Annotated in this window: 14 protein-coding genes and 1 pseudogene; 11 read left to right on the top strand and 4 right to left on the bottom strand. The window is 34.2% G+C overall.

What is annotated here, in order from left to right; all coding sequences use genetic code 11:
• The first annotated feature begins 93 nt into the window (after positions 1 to 93).
• The 4 genes and pseudogenes from NZD85_RS08835 to NZD85_RS08820 all read left to right on the top strand — a co-directional run.
• A complete protein-coding gene (locus NZD85_RS08835) occupies positions 94 to 1230 on the top strand; it encodes a DegT/DnrJ/EryC1/StrS family aminotransferase (RefSeq protein WP_260541477.1) in 1137 nt (378 codons plus the stop codon).
• 2127 nt (positions 1231 to 3357) lie between these two features.
• Positions 3358 to 4377 (top strand): phenylalanine--tRNA ligase subunit alpha, encoded by a 1020-nt coding sequence (pheS, locus tag NZD85_RS08830; protein WP_225539092.1) that lies wholly within the window; start codon positions 3358 to 3360, stop codon positions 4375 to 4377.
• A 71-nt stretch (positions 4378 to 4448) separates the two neighbouring features.
• Entirely contained in the window at positions 4449 to 5264 is an 816-nt protein-coding gene (sul2, locus tag NZD85_RS08825) for a sulfonamide-resistant dihydropteroate synthase Sul2 (protein WP_001043260.1), read from the top strand.
• A gap of 1 nt (position 5265) precedes the next feature.
• Positions 5266 to 5766, top strand: a pseudogene (locus tag NZD85_RS08820) (IS1595-like element ISBbi1 family transposase); the annotation flags it as partial.
• An 84-nt stretch (positions 5767 to 5850) separates the two neighbouring features.
• Here NZD85_RS08820 and NZD85_RS08815 read toward each other — a convergent pair.
• Positions 5851 to 6435: a 50S ribosomal protein L25/general stress protein Ctc gene (locus tag NZD85_RS08815; protein ID WP_171623659.1), complete on the bottom strand. Its 585-nt coding sequence runs from the start codon at positions 6433 to 6435 to the stop codon at positions 5851 to 5853.
• Positions 6436 to 6480: 45 nt separating this feature from the next.
• Positions 6481 to 7416 carry a ribose-phosphate pyrophosphokinase gene (locus NZD85_RS08810; protein ID WP_171623660.1) on the bottom strand — a complete coding sequence of 312 codons (936 nt, stop codon included), beginning with the start codon at positions 7414 to 7416 and terminating at the stop codon, positions 6481 to 6483.
• A 216-nt stretch (positions 7417 to 7632) separates the two neighbouring features.
• Here NZD85_RS08810 and NZD85_RS08805 point away from each other — a divergent pair, with 216 nt between their 5' ends.
• From NZD85_RS08805 to NZD85_RS08785, 5 genes are all read left to right on the top strand, one after another.
• Positions 7633 to 8901 (top strand): OmpA family protein, encoded by a 1269-nt coding sequence (locus NZD85_RS08805; RefSeq protein WP_260541475.1) that lies wholly within the window; start codon positions 7633 to 7635, stop codon positions 8899 to 8901.
• 151 nt (positions 8902 to 9052) lie between these two features.
• Positions 9053 to 10945 (top strand): polysaccharide biosynthesis protein, encoded by a 1893-nt coding sequence (locus tag NZD85_RS08800; RefSeq protein WP_260541474.1) that lies wholly within the window; start codon positions 9053 to 9055, stop codon positions 10943 to 10945.
• Entirely contained in the window at positions 10935 to 11699 is a 765-nt protein-coding gene (locus tag NZD85_RS08795; RefSeq protein WP_260541472.1) for a polysaccharide biosynthesis/export family protein, read from the top strand. Before NZD85_RS08800 ends, NZD85_RS08795 begins: the two co-directional genes overlap by 11 nt.
• Position 11700: 1 nt before the next feature.
• The gene (locus tag NZD85_RS08790) at positions 11701 to 14085 is read left to right on the top strand and encodes a GumC family protein (RefSeq protein ID WP_260541470.1); all 2385 of its coding nucleotides are present in this window, start codon (positions 11701 to 11703) and stop codon (positions 14083 to 14085) included.
• 146 nt (positions 14086 to 14231) lie between these two features.
• A complete protein-coding gene (locus NZD85_RS08785; protein ID WP_260541468.1) occupies positions 14232 to 14933 on the top strand; it encodes a hypothetical protein in 702 nt (233 codons plus the stop codon).
• 69 nt (positions 14934 to 15002) lie between these two features.
• Here NZD85_RS08785 and NZD85_RS08780 read toward each other — a convergent pair whose 3' ends face one another.
• A complete protein-coding gene (locus NZD85_RS08780) occupies positions 15003 to 15233 on the bottom strand; it encodes a ferredoxin (protein ID WP_038336269.1) in 231 nt (76 codons plus the stop codon).
• 14 nt (positions 15234 to 15247) lie between these two features.
• The gene (locus tag NZD85_RS08775) at positions 15248 to 16540 is read right to left on the bottom strand and encodes a peptidase U32 family protein (protein WP_225541903.1); all 1293 of its coding nucleotides are present in this window, start codon (positions 16538 to 16540) and stop codon (positions 15248 to 15250) included.
• 238 nt (positions 16541 to 16778) lie between these two features.
• On the opposite strand from NZD85_RS08775, the gene NZD85_RS08770 reads away from it, so the two are divergent.
• Positions 16779 to 17033, top strand: coding sequence for a DUF4377 domain-containing protein (locus tag NZD85_RS08770; RefSeq protein ID WP_260541466.1), 255 nt, complete (start codon positions 16779 to 16781; stop codon positions 17031 to 17033).
• Between the two features lie 40 nt (positions 17034 to 17073).
• Complete coding sequence (locus NZD85_RS08765) at positions 17074 to 17847, top strand: TrmH family RNA methyltransferase (RefSeq protein ID WP_225539098.1); 774 nt, start codon at positions 17074 to 17076, stop codon at positions 17845 to 17847.
• Positions 17848 to 17916 lie beyond the last annotated feature (69 nt).

Raw genomic sequence — 17916 nt, 5'->3', positions numbered from 1 at the left:
TAATTTTTTGAATAATAAGCTAAAGTAAAAAGTTAAATCTGATTAAAATTGATTCTTTTACTCTAAATTTGCAGAGCAAAAACAACTATAAAAATGGCAAATAAAATATGGCTTTCCTCTCCACATATGGGAGGAAATGAGTTGAAATATATTCACGAAGCATTTGATTCTAACTGGGTTGCTCCACTTGGTCCAAATGTTAATGGATTTGAAGAAGATTTAGAAAACTTTTTAAATGCAGACGTTAAAGTTGCAGCTTTATCTGCAGGAACAGCAGCTATTCATTTAGCATTAATTGAATGTGGAGTTTCACAGGGCGATGAGGTAATTTGTCAATCGATGACATTTTCTGCTACGGCGAACCCAATTGCTTATCAAGGAGCAACACCTGTTTTTGTAGATTCTGAAAAAGATACATGGAACATTTGTCCAATCGCTTTAGAGGAAGCAATCAAAGATAGAATAGCAAAAGGAAAAACACCAAAAGCTATTTTAGCAGTTCATTTGTACGGAATGCCGTATAAAGTTGATGAAGTACATGCGGTTGCAGAAAAATACAATATTCCAGTGATTGAAGATGCAGCAGAAGCTTTAGGTTCTACATACAAAGAAAAAGCAGCAGGGACTTTTGGTCGTTTTGGAGCGTTATCGTTTAATGGGAATAAGATTATTACCACTTCTGGAGGAGGAGCATTAGTGTGTCAAACAAAAGAAGATAAAGATAAAGCGGTATTTTTAGCGACTCAAGCACGTGATAATGCACCACATTATCAACATTCGCATATTGGATACAATTACCGTATGAGTAATATTACGGCTGGAATTGGACGTGGTCAAATGGAAGTTTTAGCAGATAGAGTTGCCGCTCGTCGTGCGATGAACAACTTCTACCAAGCGTTATTTGCTGACATTGACGGTGTAACAGTTTTTGTTGAGCCAACATCAGATTATTTCTCTAATCATTGGTTATCTGCGATTTTAATCGATTCAAAAGTAGCCGGTAAAACGCGTGAAGATTTACGTTTAGCATTCTTAGAAGATGAGATCGAATCTCGTCCTTTATGGAAACCAATGCATCTACAACCTGTTTTTGCAAATTCACCTTATTATGGTGGTAAAGTTGCCGAAGAATTATTCGAAAATGGCTTATGTCTACCTTCAGGTTCTAACTTAACAGATGCAGAACGTGAACGAATTGCAGCAAAAGTGAACGCAGTTTTCGGAAAATAATTTCATCCAAATAATAATATTAAATCCTCTTAAATTCATTAAGGGGATTTTTTTATGAAACAAAATCATACAATTTGATAGAAGAAAAAAGAGTTATTAAAGAAAAGACATTTCGATACAACTTTCTTTTTCTAAGAACGAAGATTACTTTATGTGACAGCAAGTAACAAAAGCGTAAAACATAAAAATGTGGTTAAGGTTAAGATTCTTCGACACGCTCAGAATGACAACGAATTTGAATATTTAAAAAGGTTGAAGAAAATGCCATATGATTTGGAGACGAGTGTCAAAAAGTTGAGATAAAGAATTTTAAATTAAAAGTAGAAGCTCTGGTTGAGCTTAGGAATATATGTTCATTTTTTCCTTGATGAAAAAACGAACCAAAAAGTTATTCATATGGTTTATTATTATTTTATGGTATTCATGAATGCAAAGCATTACAAGTCTATGCTTACAAGTCGGTCAATACTGGCTATTGGCTAAATGCTTTAAATCATTCGCATATAAAATGCGAAAAGTAAATCATTTTTAACGCTCTTTACGCCGAATTGACGCTCGACTCTTCAGCAAGGACGGTTTATAAATTAGTTGTTATAAACGAATTCGAATGTTTAAAAAGGAATTAAAAAAATCCGACGATTTAGAATCGAAATGTAATTCAACTCTAAATTATTGAAATTAAAAAGTTGTAGTGTTTGAGAGAAGCGAGTTGCCAACTTTATGGAAATAATTTAGTTAGTTGAATTACCTGAGCCATACCATGGCTCCTCCTTTTAATTTCAAATTTTTAATTTCAAATGCTTTTTGGATGAGCTTCCCCGAAGGGCATATGAATACCGATAATTAAAATAGAAAAGTAATGAATAAAAAAGTGATAGAAAGTACTTTATGTTCATTTTTTCCTTGATGAAAAAACGAACCAAAAAGTTATTCATATGGTTTATTATTATTTTATGTTATTCATGAATGCAAAGCATTACAAGTCTGTGCTTACAAGTCGGTCAATAATGGCTATTCGCTAAATGCTTTAGAACATTCGCATATGAAATGCGAACAGTAAATCATTTTTAACGCTCACTACGCCGAATTGACGCTCGACTTTTCAGCAATGACGATTTATAAATTCATTGTTATAAACGAATTCGAATGTTTAAATAGGAATTAAAAAAAAATCCGACGATTTAGAATCGAAATGTAATTCAACTCTAAATTATTGGAATAAAAAAAGTTGGAGTATCTGAGTGGAGCGAGTTGCCAACTTTATGGAAATAATTTATTTAGTTGAATCATTGAGAGACTACTGTCGGCATCTTTTTTTGTTTCGTTTTTTGGATGAGCTTACCCGAAGGGCATATAAATACCGATAATTAAAATAGAAATGTAATGAATAAAAAATGAAAGTAATAGATTTCTCGATACTTCAAATTAACAACGAGTTGAGATTCTGAACATAATTGCGTGAATAAGAGGATAATTAGTAGTTCTTTATTTATTACTTTTTGCTTGATCAAAAAGTAATCAAAAGTTATTCATATGGTTTATTATTATTTTTAAGGTATTCATGAATGCAAAGCATTACAAGACTGCGATTTTCGACGTTCAATTCTCATCTCACGCACTAAAAAGATTAAATGATTCGCATACGCTCACTAATCTTTTTTACGCTTGTTTCAATGGATTGAAGCTCGTCTGCAAATCGTATGTCAACTCTAAAATTCGTTGATAAAAGTGATAACGAATCTGAATTAGAAAAAAGAATTAGAAAAATCCGACGATTTAGGATCGAAATGCAATTCAACTCTAAATTATTGGAATAAAAAAAGTTGGAGTGTCTGAGTGGAGCGAGTTGCCAACTTTATGGAAATAATTTATTTAGTTGAATCATTGAGAGACTACTGTCGGCATCTTTTTTTGTTTCGTTTTTTGGATGAGCAAAAAATGAAAATAATAGATTTCTCAATACTTCAAAATAACTTTATCTAAATCATAACTGATTTTTTCAAGATTAATTTCTAAAATTGGTTGAGCCATTTTTACAGAGTTTTAGTGGAATAAAGATAAAAGTACTCGAATAATTTGTTATAAGTTGATTATCGGTTAAATTTGTAATCAAATTGATCAGAAATTATGATTGACCAAATCAAACAATATATTGAAGAAGTAAAAAACTTCCATTCGACGAATGCTTCTGAAATAGAAGAGTTCAGAATTAAATTTTTAGGTAAAAAGGGAATTTTAGCAGACTTGTTTACACAGTTTAAGTCTGTTCCAAATGAACAAAAAAAGGAATTTGGTCAAGTTGTGAATGAATTAAAAACATTGGCAACTGAAAAATCGACTGTTCTTAAAAATGAAATCTCAAACGAAGGAAAAACAGATACTTCTTTAGATTTAACTCGTCCAGGAGAACCTTTTACTTTAGGGTCTCGTCATCCTATCAACATTACAAAAAATCGTATTATCGAGATTTTTAATCGTATTGGTTTCAGTGTTTCTGAAGGTCCAGAAATAGAAGATGATTGGCACAATTTTACAGCGCTTAATTTGCCTGCGCATCACCCAGCACGTGATATGCAAGATACTTTTTTCATCGAAAAAGATCCAGATATAGTGTTGCGTACCCATACATCATCTGTTCAGATTCGTCACATGGAAAATAATCAACCACCAATGCGTTTCTTAGCGCCAGGGCGTGTTTACCGTAACGAAGCTATTTCATCTCGTTCGCACATGATGTTTCACCAAATCGAAGGTTTATATATTGATGAAGGTGTTTCCTTTGCCGATTTGAAACAAACGTTAAGTTATTTCACAACAGAGTTATTTGGTAAATCTGAAATTCGTTTACGTCCTTCTTATTTCCCTTTTACTGAACCTTCTGCTGAGGTTGATGTTTATTGGGGATTGGAAACCGAAACGGATTATCGTATGACCAAAGGAACCGGTTGGTTAGAAATTATGGGATGTGGTATGGTTGACCCAAATGTTTTGCGTAATGTCGATATCGATCCTGAGAAATATTCGGGTTATGCATTTGGAATGGGAATCGAACGTATTGCCTTGTTGTTGTATCAAATTGGAGATATCCGTTTGTACACAGAAAATGACAAACGTTTCTTAGAGCAATTTCAATCAGAATTATTTTAAAAAAGTTATCAGAATCTTTAAACATCCTAATTAACTACCTGCGGATTTTAGGTATTATTATAGAAGCCCCCATGAATAAATCGCTCATCATTTTCGGCATCGTCAACATAACCTCGGACAGTTTCTCCGATGGAGGCCGGTATCTGGCGCCAGACGCAGCCATTGCGCAGGCGCGTAAGCTGATGGCCGAGGGGGCAGATGTGATCGACCTCGGTCCGGCATCCAGCAATCCCGACGCCGCGCCTGTTTCGTCCGACACAGAAATCGCGCGTATCGCGCCGGTGCTGGACGCGCTCAAGGCAGATGGCATTCCCGTCTCGCTCGACAGTTATCAACCCGCGACGCAAGCCTATGCCTTGTCGCGTGGTGTGGCCTATCTCAATGATATTCGCGGTTTTCCAGACGCTGCGTTCTATCCGCAATTGGCGAAATCATCTGCCAAACTCGTCGTTATGCATTCGGTGCAAGACGGGCAGGCAGATCGGCGCGAGGCACCCGCTGGCGACATCATGGATCACATTGCGGCGTTCTTTGACGCGCGCATCGCGGCGCTGACGGGTGCCGGTATCAAACGCAACCGCCTTGTCCTTGATCCCGGCATGGGGTTTTTTCTGGGGGCTGCTCCCGAAACCTCGCTCTCGGTGCTGGCGCGGTTCGATGAATTGCGGCTGCGCTTCGATTTGCCGGTGCTTCTGTCTGTTTCGCGCAAATCCTTTCTGCGCGCGCTCACAGGCCGTGGTCCGGGGGATGTCGGGGCCGCGACACTCGCTGCAGAGCTTGCCGCCGCCGCAGGTGGAGCTGACTTCATCCGCACACACGAGCCGCGCCCCTTGCGCGACGGGCTGGCGGTATTGGCGGCGCTGAAAGAAACCGCAAGAATTCGTTAACTTTTCGGTGGCCAGTAAGGAAATCGAGCGAGGCAAGGGTACACGTGGCCGGGGAGCCGAGGGAAAGCAGAACGTTGCGGTGATGGCCGAAAGCACCCCGTTGGAAGATATCGAAACGGGCAAAAAGGAGAAGCATGTGCGTTATTTCAAGGCCAGGGTACTGGATAGCCATCAAAGTGAAGGAATCAACGGCGTGGTCAGGGACTGCATGGAGGATGATGCCATCGTATTTTCGGACAAAAGCACTTCTTACGTTGACATCTCCGATCTGGTGGAATTGCACGTCACCGAGAAATCAGACGCCAAAACCACCAAGGAAACACTCAAATGGGTGCATATCGCAATCAGTAATGCAAAACGGACATTGCTGGGCAACTACCATAAAATCAAAAGGAAATACTTACAGTTGTATCTCAACGAGTTTATTTACAAATTAAACAGACGGTATTTTGGAGACAAACTCTTTGACAGACTAGTAATTGCGAATATAACAGGTGCATAAACGGATAATCAGAAAAAAGTTTATAGAAAACAAAAAATCCACTCAATTGAGTGGATTTTTTGTTTATTTGAAAAAGAATAGATTTTATTCTTCGTCTTCATCTTGATCAGCATCCTTAACAGCATTACGAGAAGTACGAATAGCTACTACTACTGCGTTATCTGGATGTGCGAAAGTATACTTATCATTTTTCAATGATTCAACATACATTTTGTGACCAATTCTCATTGGTGTAATATCGATTTCGATTTCATCAGGTAAGTTTGCTGGAATAGCACGAACTTTTAATTTACGCATGTTGAAACGTAAAACCCCACCAGCTACTAAACCACGAGCACGTCCTACTAAACGAACAGGAACTTCCATTGTTACAGCTTTGTCATCACTTAATTGGTAGAAATCTACGTGTAAGATTCTATCTGTTACTGGGTGAAATTGGATGTCTTGTAAAATTGCTTGAACTTTAGCACCGTCAGCTAACTCGATCGTCACAGTGTGAGCTTCTGGAGTATAGACTAATGATTTGAATGCTTTTTCTTCAGCTGAAAAGTGGATAGGCTCTCCTGAACCGTAAACCACACAAGGTACTTGTTCAGCATTACGTAGGTTACGTGTTGCCACTTTACCTAAGTCTTCTCTTTTCACACCTTGAATTGTAATTGACTTCATAATAATATGTATATAATAAAAATAATTTAATTTTAAGCTAAATCATTAGATAACAAAACGTTGGCTAATAGATTTATTGCTGTGTACTAAATGCATAACATCAGCAAAAAGCGGAGCGCAAGATAACACTTTTATTTTAGTTGTGCTATTATTTTTTAATGGAATACTATCAGTTATTGCAATTTCCGTTAACATCGAGTTCTCAAGACGCTCATAAGCAGGTCCTGATAAGACACCATGAGTAGCAATTGCACGAACAGATTTTGCACCTTTTGACATGATTAATTCTGCTGCTTTTGCTAAAGTTCCAGCTGTATCAATCATATCATCTACTAAGATAACATTCTTACCTTCTACCTCTCCGATTAACATCATGCTATCAACATGATTTGCAATTTTACGTTCTTTGTGACAAATTACAATATCTGCATTCAGGTATTTTGCATAGGTATTAGCGCGTTTTGCACCTCCCATGTCTGGAGAAGCGATACAAATATCATCTAAACCTAATCCTTTGATGTACTCTACAAAAATGGTAGAAGCAAACAAATGATCAACAGGGATTTCAAAAAATCCTTGAATTTGATCGGCATGTAAATCCATTGTCATTACACGTGTAGCACCTGCTGTCATTAACATTTTTGCTACTAATTTTGCTCCAATTGGCACGCGGGGTGCATCTTTACGGTCTTGACGAGCAAAACCAAAGTAAGGAATAACGACAGTAATACTTTTTGCTGAAGCGCGTTTTGCAGCATCACACATCAAAAGTAATTCCATTAAATTGTCTGTTGGTTGCATTGTAGAACCGATTAAGAAAACACGAGCTCCACGAATAGGTTGTTCGAAAGCGGGTACGAACTCTCCGTCACTAAATTCTACAATTTTAGATTTACCAAGTTCTTGACCATAATAATCGGCAATTTTTTGTGCCAAATCTACTGATCCTCTTGTTGAAAAAAGAAATGCTGATTGTTCCATTGTTTGTTTTGGGAAATATTTATGCAAAAATAATTTAAATGATTCAAACATGGTATAAGAAAAATGAAAATTAATTTCGGCACAGTTATTGTACTAATTTTTAACACGTTTAATAATTTCAGAAAACATGATTTTAGTTAGTTATTGGTTTTTTTTAGGCAAATTATTCATTCGTTATTAAGTATTTATATAATTTTTGTAATTAAATATATCCTCATGAAAAAGATTTCATACCTATTAAGTGTAATTGGATTAGGGATTTTTGCTCAAGCGCAAGAAGTAACTGAAACAGTTAACAACGATTACAACAAGTGGTCTATTGAAGCACAAGCTGGTGCAAATAAGGCTACAGTTCCATTTACAAATGGATACTATAATGAAACTCCAAGTTTTTATAATGTAAACTTTGGTATTCGTTATATGTTTAACAACAAATTTGGTCTTAAATTATCAGGTGGTTATGACCGTTTGAAGGAAGGAGAAGGTTCTAAACATTTTAGATCAAATTTCTACCGTGTTGATTTATCAGGAGTTGCTAACTTAGGACGAATGATGAATTTTGAAACTTGGACAAACACGTTTGGGTTATTAGCTCATGGTGGTGTTGGTTATGGTTTTATGAACAATGATGCTACTAAGGGAGAATCATCTGGCTTATTAGATGATAACGACGAAATGGGATTAGTTTCATTAGGTTTAACTCCACAAGTTAAATTGACAAATAGACTTGTTTTAACAGGAGATTTATCTTATTCAAAAACTATTCGTCAAAAAACAACATGGGACGGACAGTCATCTAATACTTCTGCAAGTAGAGGGTTTGATGGTTCTTTATGGAACGCGACATTAGGTTTAACATTTTACTTAGGTAAAAATGAAAAACACGCGGATTGGGTGTATGAACCATCTCGTGCAGATTTAGAAGAACGTATTGCAACCATTGAACAAATGTTAAAAGATTCTGATGGAGATGGTGTTGCTGATTATTTAGATCAAGAGCCAGATTCAGCTCCAGGAGCAGTTGTTGATACTAAAGGTGTTACAATTGACCACAATGGGAATGGTATTCCAGATAATATTGAAGAATACATCAAAGAAAATGCTGGAGGAAATACAACAATCGTTAACGATGCTGATTTCTTAGAGCAAATGATCAACTCTGGTATCATCAATGTATACTTTGATTACAATTCGGATAAACCATACCAACAATCAGTTGGAGGTATCAAATTTGTATCTGAATACTTAAAAGCTAAACCAAATGCTCAAATTGACATTTTAGGTTTTGCTGATCCAGTAGGAGGTGATGCTTTCAATAAAGATTTATCTCGTAGAAGAGCAGAAAATGTAAAAGCTATTTTAGTTAATCAAGGCGCTAACGCATCTCAATTAACTACAATAGGTGAAGGTGAAGATAAAGAGTTCAAAAACTCTCAAGTTTCATCTCATCAATTAGCAAGAAGAGTTGTTTTCAGAGTAAAATAATTTTTCTAAAATAAAATTTAATCAGGGGTAGATTTTTCCAATTGAGGGCTGTCTATTCCTGATTTTTTTTTTTATCTTTACCACCACTTAAATTACTATAATATTGAATCCCTTTAATCAACACTTTAATACGCCAAGATGGGTAGTATTAGTGATAGACATATTAATTGTTTTGGTCAGTTACATTGTAAGTAACTTTATCCTAAACAGTTTTTTAGACACATTTAGTGTAGAAAGGCTCTTTTATAAGTTACCTTTCATAACATTTGTCTATGCGTTGTGTTTTATCTATTTCAAAACCTACAAAGGTGTTGTAAAGAAAACGGGTCTAAAGGATGCGGAAAATGTCTTCGTGTCTAATGCTACAGCATTCTTAATTCTATTTTTCATCTCATTTGTTTTTAGACAAATTATTGAACAGAATTTACCTGACACTTCTGGTTTAATGTATGTTTTTAGAATGTCGTATTCTGTAATTTTTGTCCATTTATTTATCACCACAGTTATTATGGTGATTGCAAGATTGTACTATAAATGGATTTATGATTATTTCTTTTCGAAGAATAAAGCTGTGCAAAGAATTCTAATCTATGGAGCGGGAGATTCTGGACTAATTACGAGAGATATTCTGCAAAATGACACACAATTTAACTACAAAGTCATTGGTTTTATTGATGATAACACCTCTAAGGTAGGAACTTTTATCGATGGAGTGAAAATATATTCTATTCATGATATCACTGAAAAGTTCATCGATAGAAATGATATCACTGAAGTCATTATTTCTATTCAGAATATCAAAACCAATCAATTGTTGAAACTTTCAAAATCAGTTGAAGATTTACCTGTTAAAATTAAAATAATCCCTCCAATTTCCAATTGGATTGACGGAACTTATAAACCAGCTCAGATCAAACAATTGAAAATTGAAGACTTATTAGGAAGAGAGTCTATCCAACTAAACAATCCCATTATCAATAAAGAAATTAAAGGTAAAATTGTTTTAGTGACAGGGGCTGCAGGGTCTATAGGGAGTGAAATTTCACGACAAATTGCTATGATGGATTTTGATCAATTAATTTTGATTGATCACGCCGAATCAGCTTTATATGATATTCAACAATATTTAAAAAACGACCTATCTGATGATAAACAAAACAGAATAGACTACATTGTTTCGAGCGTACGCGACCGAAAACGTATGTTAAGTTTATTTGACAAATATCGTCCACAAATTATTTTCCATGCAGCAGCCTATAAACATGTTCCGTTGATGGAAAAATTTCCTTACGAAGCTATCAATACCAACGTTTATGGAACGAAAATAATAGCTGATTTGGCGAACGATTTTGGTGCTGAAAAATTTGTAATGGTTTCAACAGATAAAGCAGTTAATCCGACTAACGTAATGGGTGCAACAAAACGTGTTGCAGAGATTTATGTTAATTGTATTAATGAAAAATCGAAAACCAATTATATTGTCACTCGATTCGGTAACGTTTTAGGATCAAATGGATCAGTTATTCCTTTGTTTAAAAGACAGTTAGAGCATGGAGGACCTTTAACGGTTACTCATCCAGATATTACCCGTTTTTTCATGACTATCCCTGAAGCATGTCAACTTGTTTTGGAAGCTGCAATTATGGGAAAAGGAGGAGAGATCTTTGTTTTTGACATGGGAGAATCAATGAAAATAATTGACTTAGCTAAACGAATGATTCGACTAAGTGGGTACAAATATCCTGAAGAAATTGATATAAAAATTGTAGGTTTGCGTCCAGGTGAAAAAATTTATGAAGAATTGTTAGCCAATGATGAGAATACAATCAAAACGCATCATGAAAAGATAATGATTGCTAAAGTGAATACAGACAAATGCCATGATAATAAAAAACTAATTGAAGAATTGTGTACCATGTCCTCAACTATAGAAAAACATGAGCAAGTGATGCAATTAGTGGCAAAAATAAAAGAAATTGTACCCGAATTTAAATCTCAAAACTCAGAATTTGAAAAACTTGATAATGTAATATATGAAAAATAAAATTTTCCAATTTTTATGTTTCTTTTCTTTCGTCATCATCACTTCATGTGGTTCAAGAAAAGAAATCGTCTATTTTCAAAACCAAGAGCAATTAACAACCAGCTTTGAACAGTTTACACCGAAAATACAACCAACCGATCAATTAGCAATTGTTATTTCAGCAGCTGATGTTGCTGCAGTGGCTCCTTTTAATCAAATGCGTAATAATCAGAATACAGCGAGTAGTAATTCAATATCTCCATACAGTCCAACTTATACTGTTGATGAGAATGGAAATATTAGTTTACCAATGGTTGGCAATGTCAAATTGGCAGGTTTAACAAGAAGTCAAGCGATTGAAACAATTAAAAACAAAGTTAGTAAATATGTGGTTAATCCTGGTGTAAATGTGAATTTCGTCAACTTTAGAATTAGCGTTTTAGGCGAAGTTTCTCATCCAGGAAGTTTTATTGTTCCGACAGAAAGAATCACACTTTTGGATGCTTTAGGTATGGCTGGAGATCTTACCATTAAAGGGAAACGAGAAAATGTAACGGTGATTAGAGAAAGTAATGGCGTGAAACAACGTTATAATGTTGATTTAACTTCTGAGTCTGCGCTCAATTCACCTGTTTATTATTTAGCACAAAATGACGTTGTTTATGTTGAACCAAATTCAGCTCAAGTTTCTGCATCAAAATTTACACCTAACTATTCGTTATGGATTTCGATGGCAGGTGTTATTATTTCTGTAATTTCTGTTTTAACAAGGTAAGATGAATCAAATTAATAATTCGACAAATAACTCTTCTTTTGAAGAAGAAGAGAATATTAATCTTAGACAAGTTTTAGAGCAATATTTATATTATTGGAAATGGTTTGTTTTGGGATTAATCGTAGCCATTATAGGGGCGTTATTTTATTTAAAATATACACAAAAACAATATCAAGTTTCTGCAAAAATCTTATTAAATGAGAAAGAATCAGCGGCGGGTGAATTAGCCGGTTTGGCAGATGCAGCAACTATCTTTGGTACGAGTTCTAATGCAGAAGTTGGTGACCAAATCGAAATTCTGAAATCAAGACGTTTAATTTCTAAAGTGGTTGAACAAAATAATTTCAATATTCGCTATTTTAATGTTGGTAGAATTGTAGAGATAGAAACGACAGCTGCTGAATCGCCTATTAAAATTTTGTTTTTGAATGAAGCAGATAAATTGAAAGAAGATTTAGCTGAACAACTGCATGTTAAAATAGAATCAACAACCAAATTTCAACTAACGAACAGGAAAACAAAAGAATCCAACACCTATTCGTTTGGACAAAAGATTAGTACCGATTTTGGTGATATCATTATTAGTCCAAACAAAAATATCGTAAAGAGTGTTGATGCTGAGTTGTTAATTCAATTAAATTCACTAGATCAAACTGTAAACTATTATAAAAATAAAATTCAGATTGACCCCAATTCAGATAAAAATTCTAAAGTTGTTAACTTTAGCTTAGTAGGAACAATACCGAAAATTTCTAAAAAATTCATCAATGATTTGATTAATCAATACAATTTAGATCTTGTTACAGATAATAATAAATTGACTGAAGCTACTTCTAAATTTATCAATTCGAGGTTAGATATTGTTACAGGCGATTTACAAGGTGTTGACAGAGATTTAGAACGCTATAAATTAAGCAATAACATTACTGATGTTACTTCTGAAGCGAATATTTTCTTACAAAATGCATCAGATAATGAAAAGAAATTATTAGAATCATCTACTCAGCTACAATTAGTTGATTATATGAATTCAGCTTTAAATTCGAACAAAACAGATCTTTTACCAACTAATATTGGGTTACAAGATCAAACAATTGCATCACAAATTGCTTCGTATAATGAATTGGTTTTAACGAAAGAAGATATGTTAAAATCTGTTACAAACGAACATCCAAATGTGGTTAAATTACAGGAGCAAATTAGCGATGTTAAGAGTAATTTAAAAAATAGTTTGCGTTTGTATCGAAATAATACTCAAACGACTTTAAATACAATACAGACGAAACAAAACCAAATAGCAAGTAAAATACAAAAAGTACCAAGTCAAGAACGTGGTTTTAGAGATATATCGAGACAACAACAAATCGTAGAAGCTTTATACTTATTCTTATTACAAAAAAGAGAAGAGAACGAAATTAAAGCTGCTGCAACACCAGACAATATTAAGGTGATTGATTTTGCTTATGATTCTAAAATTCCAGTTTCACCTAAAAAGAATATTATCTTATTGGGAGCAATGATTTTAGGTTTGATTGTTCCGTTTTCAATTATTTACATTTATAAGTTATTAAATAATAATGTAAACTCAAAAGAAGAAGTGGAAGATGCAGTAGGTGCTCCAATAGCTGGACAAGTTCCGAAGAGCGATATTACAATTATAGAACATAATGATAGTTCGAGTACAGCAGAAGCGTTTAGAATTTTAAGAACAAATGTCAATTTCTTATTGAAAAATTCGACTGATCCCAAAGCAATTTATGTTACATCAACCACAAGTGGAGAAGGTAAAACTTTTGTTTCAACAAACTTGGCTCAAATTTTAACGATGTCTGGTAAATCAGTTTTATTAATTGGTGCAGATATTCGTAGTCCAAAAGTATTGGATTACTTAACTATAGCTGATCAATACAGAAATAGACAGGGGGTAACGGAATATTTGATTTCTAATGATATCAGTGTTGATGACATCATCATTAAACACCCTGCCGATTATAAATTTGATGTGATTTATTCAGGACAAATTGCGCCTAATCCTTCAGAATTATTAATGAATGGTCGTTTTGAAGAGATTATAAATTATGGAAAAGAAAACTACGATTATGTGTTGGTTGATACAGCACCAGTAAGTTTGGTTACAGATACGTTGTTAATTGCAGATAGCGCTGATATTACGATGTATATAGTACGTGCAAACTATTTGGATAAACGTATGTTGACGATACCACGAGATCTTTACAAAGAGGATCGACTTCAGAATATGACTATGGTGGTGAATGACGTTGACTTTACGAAAGGTTACGGTTATGGCTATGGTTACGGCTATGGTTATGGAGAAAATCATAACAAAGGCAATTCATTCTTGAGTAAATTATTCAAAAGAAAATAACCCTAAAAACTCTGCTTCATCGAAGCAGAGTTTTTTTATTTCTGATTTTTTTCAAAATTATTTTTGATACTTATCATTTTATGATTCGTAAAAACTATCTTATCTTAGTCGATAAATTAACACCTCTTTAAGACAATCAAATAATTATGAGTTCGTACGAATATTATAACTTCCCGATTCAGTTGATAAATGGTTTTTTAGACGATTCTAAAAAAGTTTTGATTGATATTTCACATTATTGTATTTATCGTGTTTTTATTGATAATTTCGAAAAATATTCAGGTTCTTTTACTGGTTATCAAAAGGCTTGTGATGATTTCGGAATTGAGTTTAAGAATGTGGCTGCTGCCTATCAAAATGGTAAAACCTTATACGAAGCAACAATTGATAAAAGTCCAATGGTTGGAATGACTTCTGAAATGTATTGGGATTATATGACGAATGAAAAGTCTGAATTTGAGAAAGTTTTATTGTTAGGAGATTTAGCTTTTAAAAGTATTTTAGGTGCAAAATCTTACATCAAATTGGATAATAAATATTGGTTTAGTCGAATGGATGGTTCAGTAAAATCGATTGAAAAAGAGGATATTTCTCCGAAATTACAACGCTATTTGAATGAATATCAAACCAAAAAAATCAAAAATCAATTGATTGCGAATTGGGGATTGGCTTCCTATTCTCGTTACAACAGAGGTTTCTATGTGAGTTATAAAATGACATTAGATGATTTGGCTTATCATGCTGAAAAGATTAGAAAATCTACACAAGATAAAAAAATCAAAAATGATGTGAAATCTGCTCACGAAAAAGCCTTAGAACGATTAGAAAAAGAAAGTAAAATGAATTAAGATTTATTCTTTATAAAAAGCAAAAGTCCATCAATCATGATGGACTTTTTATATAGCGAATGTTATAACCTATATTTCTTTTACTGTAATAATATTTACAGGACAAGCTTTTGCTGCTCGTTCGCAGTTGTCAGCGATAGAATGATCAGGATCTTTTAACGTATGAAATCCTTTTTTATCAATTGCTTTTAATAAAACAGATTTACCATCTTTTTTAGACATTCTGAAACGTTCTGGAGCTAACTCATAACAATAGTTGCATCCGATGCATTTATCGCGTTGTAGCGTAATAATGACCATGAATTATTGTTTTATTAATGTGAGTAAGCACCTTCTTCAACACTATTTTGTTGCGTTCCTGGTTCTTCTACTTTTACTAATTTGTATAATTTATCAGAAGGACGAATTCTAAATTCCATCGGAATTGTAATCGAATCACCTTTCTTTGCTGTATCAGATTTTACATCTTCCACCATCATTTCTGTAACCACCATTTCTTTGGCTCCAGTTGTTGGTCCAGTCACTAAAATTAAATCTCCTACTTTCAAATCATAGGCATCAATCACAAACTGTCCGATACTTGGTTTAGGGAAGAAATGAACACCTTTTCCAATGTAAACTTTTTTCTGAGTTGCCATAGAACCTGGAACAGCAGACCATTCACCTAATTTTTGACCTAAATAATAGCCAGACCAAAAACCACGATTATAAACGGTTTGTAATAATCCCATCCAGTAATCTACTTTTTCTTTCGAATAAGTTCCGTCAGCAATCGAATCAATCGCTTCTCTGTATGCACGAATAACAGTTGCAACATACTCAGGCGCACGTCCGCGACCTTCTATTTTCAATACTTTGACACCTGCTTCAACCACTTCGTCTAAGAACTCCATTGTACAAAGATCTTTAGGTGACATCATATATTCATTATCCAATTCGATTTCGAATCCAGATTCTTGGTCGATAACGGTATATTTTTTACGACAGTTTTGTTTACAAGCACCACGATTTGCAGATGAATTGTGCGAATGTAAGCTCAAGTAGCATTTACCCGAAACAGCCATACACAAAGCTCCATGTCCGAAAATCTCGATCTCTACTAAATTTCCGCTTGGTCCACGAACGTCATCTTTGATAATTTGTTCACAAATCTTGTTCACTTGTTTCAAACTCAATTCACGCGATAATACCATTGTATCAGCAAACATAGCATAGAATTTTACTGTTTCGATATTTGTAACGTTAATTTGTGTCGAAATATGAATCTCAATCCCAATTTGTCTTGCATAAGCAATAACTGATTGATCCATTGCAATAACCGCTGTAATTTTAGCTTCTTTTGCTCTGTCCAATAAGTTTTTGATTAAAGATAAATCGTGATCGTATATAATTGTATTTAAAGTAAGGTAAGAACGCACACCTTTTTCTTCACAACGTTTTACGATTTCTGGTAAATCGTCCATTGTAAAGTTGATTGATGCTCTCGCACGCATATTCAACTGCTCAACTCCGAAATATACAGAATCAGCTCCATTATCTAAAGCCGCTTGTAACGATTCGAAATTCCCAGCAGGAGCCATCAACTCCATTTTTCCATCTTTGGTCATACGAAAATTCTGATTTTAAGGTGCAAAGTTACAAAAAAATTACAAGTGACTATGTTATTTATAATCAAGTTAAATTTCAGAGAATGAATTAAGTTTTGATTCCATTAGAGTTTTAGCATAGTATTTGCCTCAGGTTAGTAAATTTCAAAGAATGAAGAAAGTTATTTTGTCGACTATTTTAAGTATAGGGTTTTTAACCTCTTGCGCATCAACCAAACAAATGTAACAAGGAGAAGAGTTGTTAACAATTGCTCCAGAAACAAGAGATTGCTCCAATGGTGTTGCTAAAATGCAATGTATGATGGTAAAATATACTGATGTTGGCGAATGGCAATATTTTTATAATACGATTGAAGGGTTTACGTATGAACCAGGATTTGAATATCAACTTATCGTTTCAACAACTAAAGTAGAGAATCCACCAGCAGACGCATCTTCTATCAACTACAAATTAGTAAAGGTTGTGCGTAAAAAATTAGCAACATTGAACTAATTTGAACTTTATTTCAAAGAATTTCGATTAATTTTGTCACATGTTAATAGAAAGTCTTCAAAATCCAAGAATTAAAAACTTGCTAAAATTGCAAGAAAAATCAAGAGAACGTAAAAGCCAAGGTTTGTTTATTGTGGAAGGTACGCAAGAAAATGAGCTGGCTTTAAAAGGTGGTTACGAAGCTGTTGAAATTTATATTTGTGAAGATATTTATAACCAATCATTTGATTTTGGTGGAGCAAAAGTGTTTACAATTACCAAACAAGTTTTTGAGAAGTTAGCTTATCGTAAATCTACGGGAGGAATTATTGGTGCCTATAAAACAAAATCATCTACTTTAACTGATTTACAATTACCAGAAAATGCGTTGGTGATTGTCTTAGAAGCGGTAGAAAAGCCAGGTAATCTTGGTGCTGTTTTACGCACAGGAGATGGCGCAAAAGTAGATGCTGTTATTGTTTGTGACGAAACGGTCGATTTTTTTAATCCTAACGTCATTCGTTCTTCTGTTGGTACATTGTTTACAAATCAAATTGCATCTGCAAGTAAAGAAGATGTTTTAGCATTTTTGAACGCTCATTCTATTCAAGTCGTTTCAACATTTTTGAGAGAAGAAACGAAAAACTTATATGAAACAGATTTTACAAAATCTTCAGCGATTATTTTAGGAACTGAAGCTACAGGACTTTCAGATTTTTGGGCAGATCATTCAGCTATACTTATTAAAATTCCGATGTTAGGTTATGTGGATTCGTTGAATGTGAGCAATGCTGCAGCAATATGTGTTTACGAAGCAGTTAGACAAAGATACTAAATAAAGGATTTAAAAGGTGAAAATAAAAGGAAGTAAAATTTAATAAGATAAATTTGTCCGATTTGAATT

The organism is Empedobacter stercoris, from assembly GCF_025244765.1.
In the GTDB taxonomy this organism is placed as follows: domain Bacteria; phylum Bacteroidota; class Bacteroidia; order Flavobacteriales; family Weeksellaceae; genus Empedobacter; species Empedobacter stercoris.
The sequence above is the reverse complement of the archived record's forward strand: the minus strand, read 5'-3'. Positions and strand labels throughout refer to the sequence as shown.

Bases quoted from the DNA above. Each gene is read 5' to 3' on its own strand.
- pheS (WP_225539092.1), top strand. From the start codon at position 3,358: ATGATTGACCAAATCAAACAATATATTGAAGAAGTAAAAAACTTCCAT.
- NZD85_RS08810 (WP_171623660.1), bottom strand. From the start codon at position 7,416: ATGGAACAATCAGCATTTCTTTTTTCAACAAGAGGATCAGTAGATTTG.
- NZD85_RS08785 (WP_260541468.1), top strand. From the start codon at position 14,232: ATGAGTTCGTACGAATATTATAACTTCCCGATTCAGTTGATAAATGGT.
- NZD85_RS08835 (WP_260541477.1), top strand. From the start codon at position 94: ATGGCAAATAAAATATGGCTTTCCTCTCCACATATGGGAGGAAATGAG.
- NZD85_RS08765 (WP_225539098.1), top strand. From the start codon at position 17,074: ATGTTAATAGAAAGTCTTCAAAATCCAAGAATTAAAAACTTGCTAAAA.
- NZD85_RS08795 (WP_260541472.1), top strand. From the start codon at position 10,935: ATGAAAAATAAAATTTTCCAATTTTTATGTTTCTTTTCTTTCGTCATC.
- NZD85_RS08780 (WP_038336269.1), bottom strand. From the start codon at position 15,233: ATGGTCATTATTACGCTACAACGCGATAAATGCATCGGATGCAACTAT.
- NZD85_RS08805 (WP_260541475.1), top strand. From the start codon at position 7,633: ATGAAAAAGATTTCATACCTATTAAGTGTAATTGGATTAGGGATTTTT.
- NZD85_RS08815 (WP_171623659.1), bottom strand. From the start codon at position 6,435: ATGAAGTCAATTACAATTCAAGGTGTGAAAAGAGAAGACTTAGGTAAA.
- NZD85_RS08775 (WP_225541903.1), bottom strand. From the start codon at position 16,540: ATGACCAAAGATGGAAAAATGGAGTTGATGGCTCCTGCTGGGAATTTC.
- sul2 (WP_001043260.1), top strand. From the start codon at position 4,449: ATGAATAAATCGCTCATCATTTTCGGCATCGTCAACATAACCTCGGAC.
- NZD85_RS08790 (WP_260541470.1), top strand. From the start codon at position 11,701: ATGAATCAAATTAATAATTCGACAAATAACTCTTCTTTTGAAGAAGAA.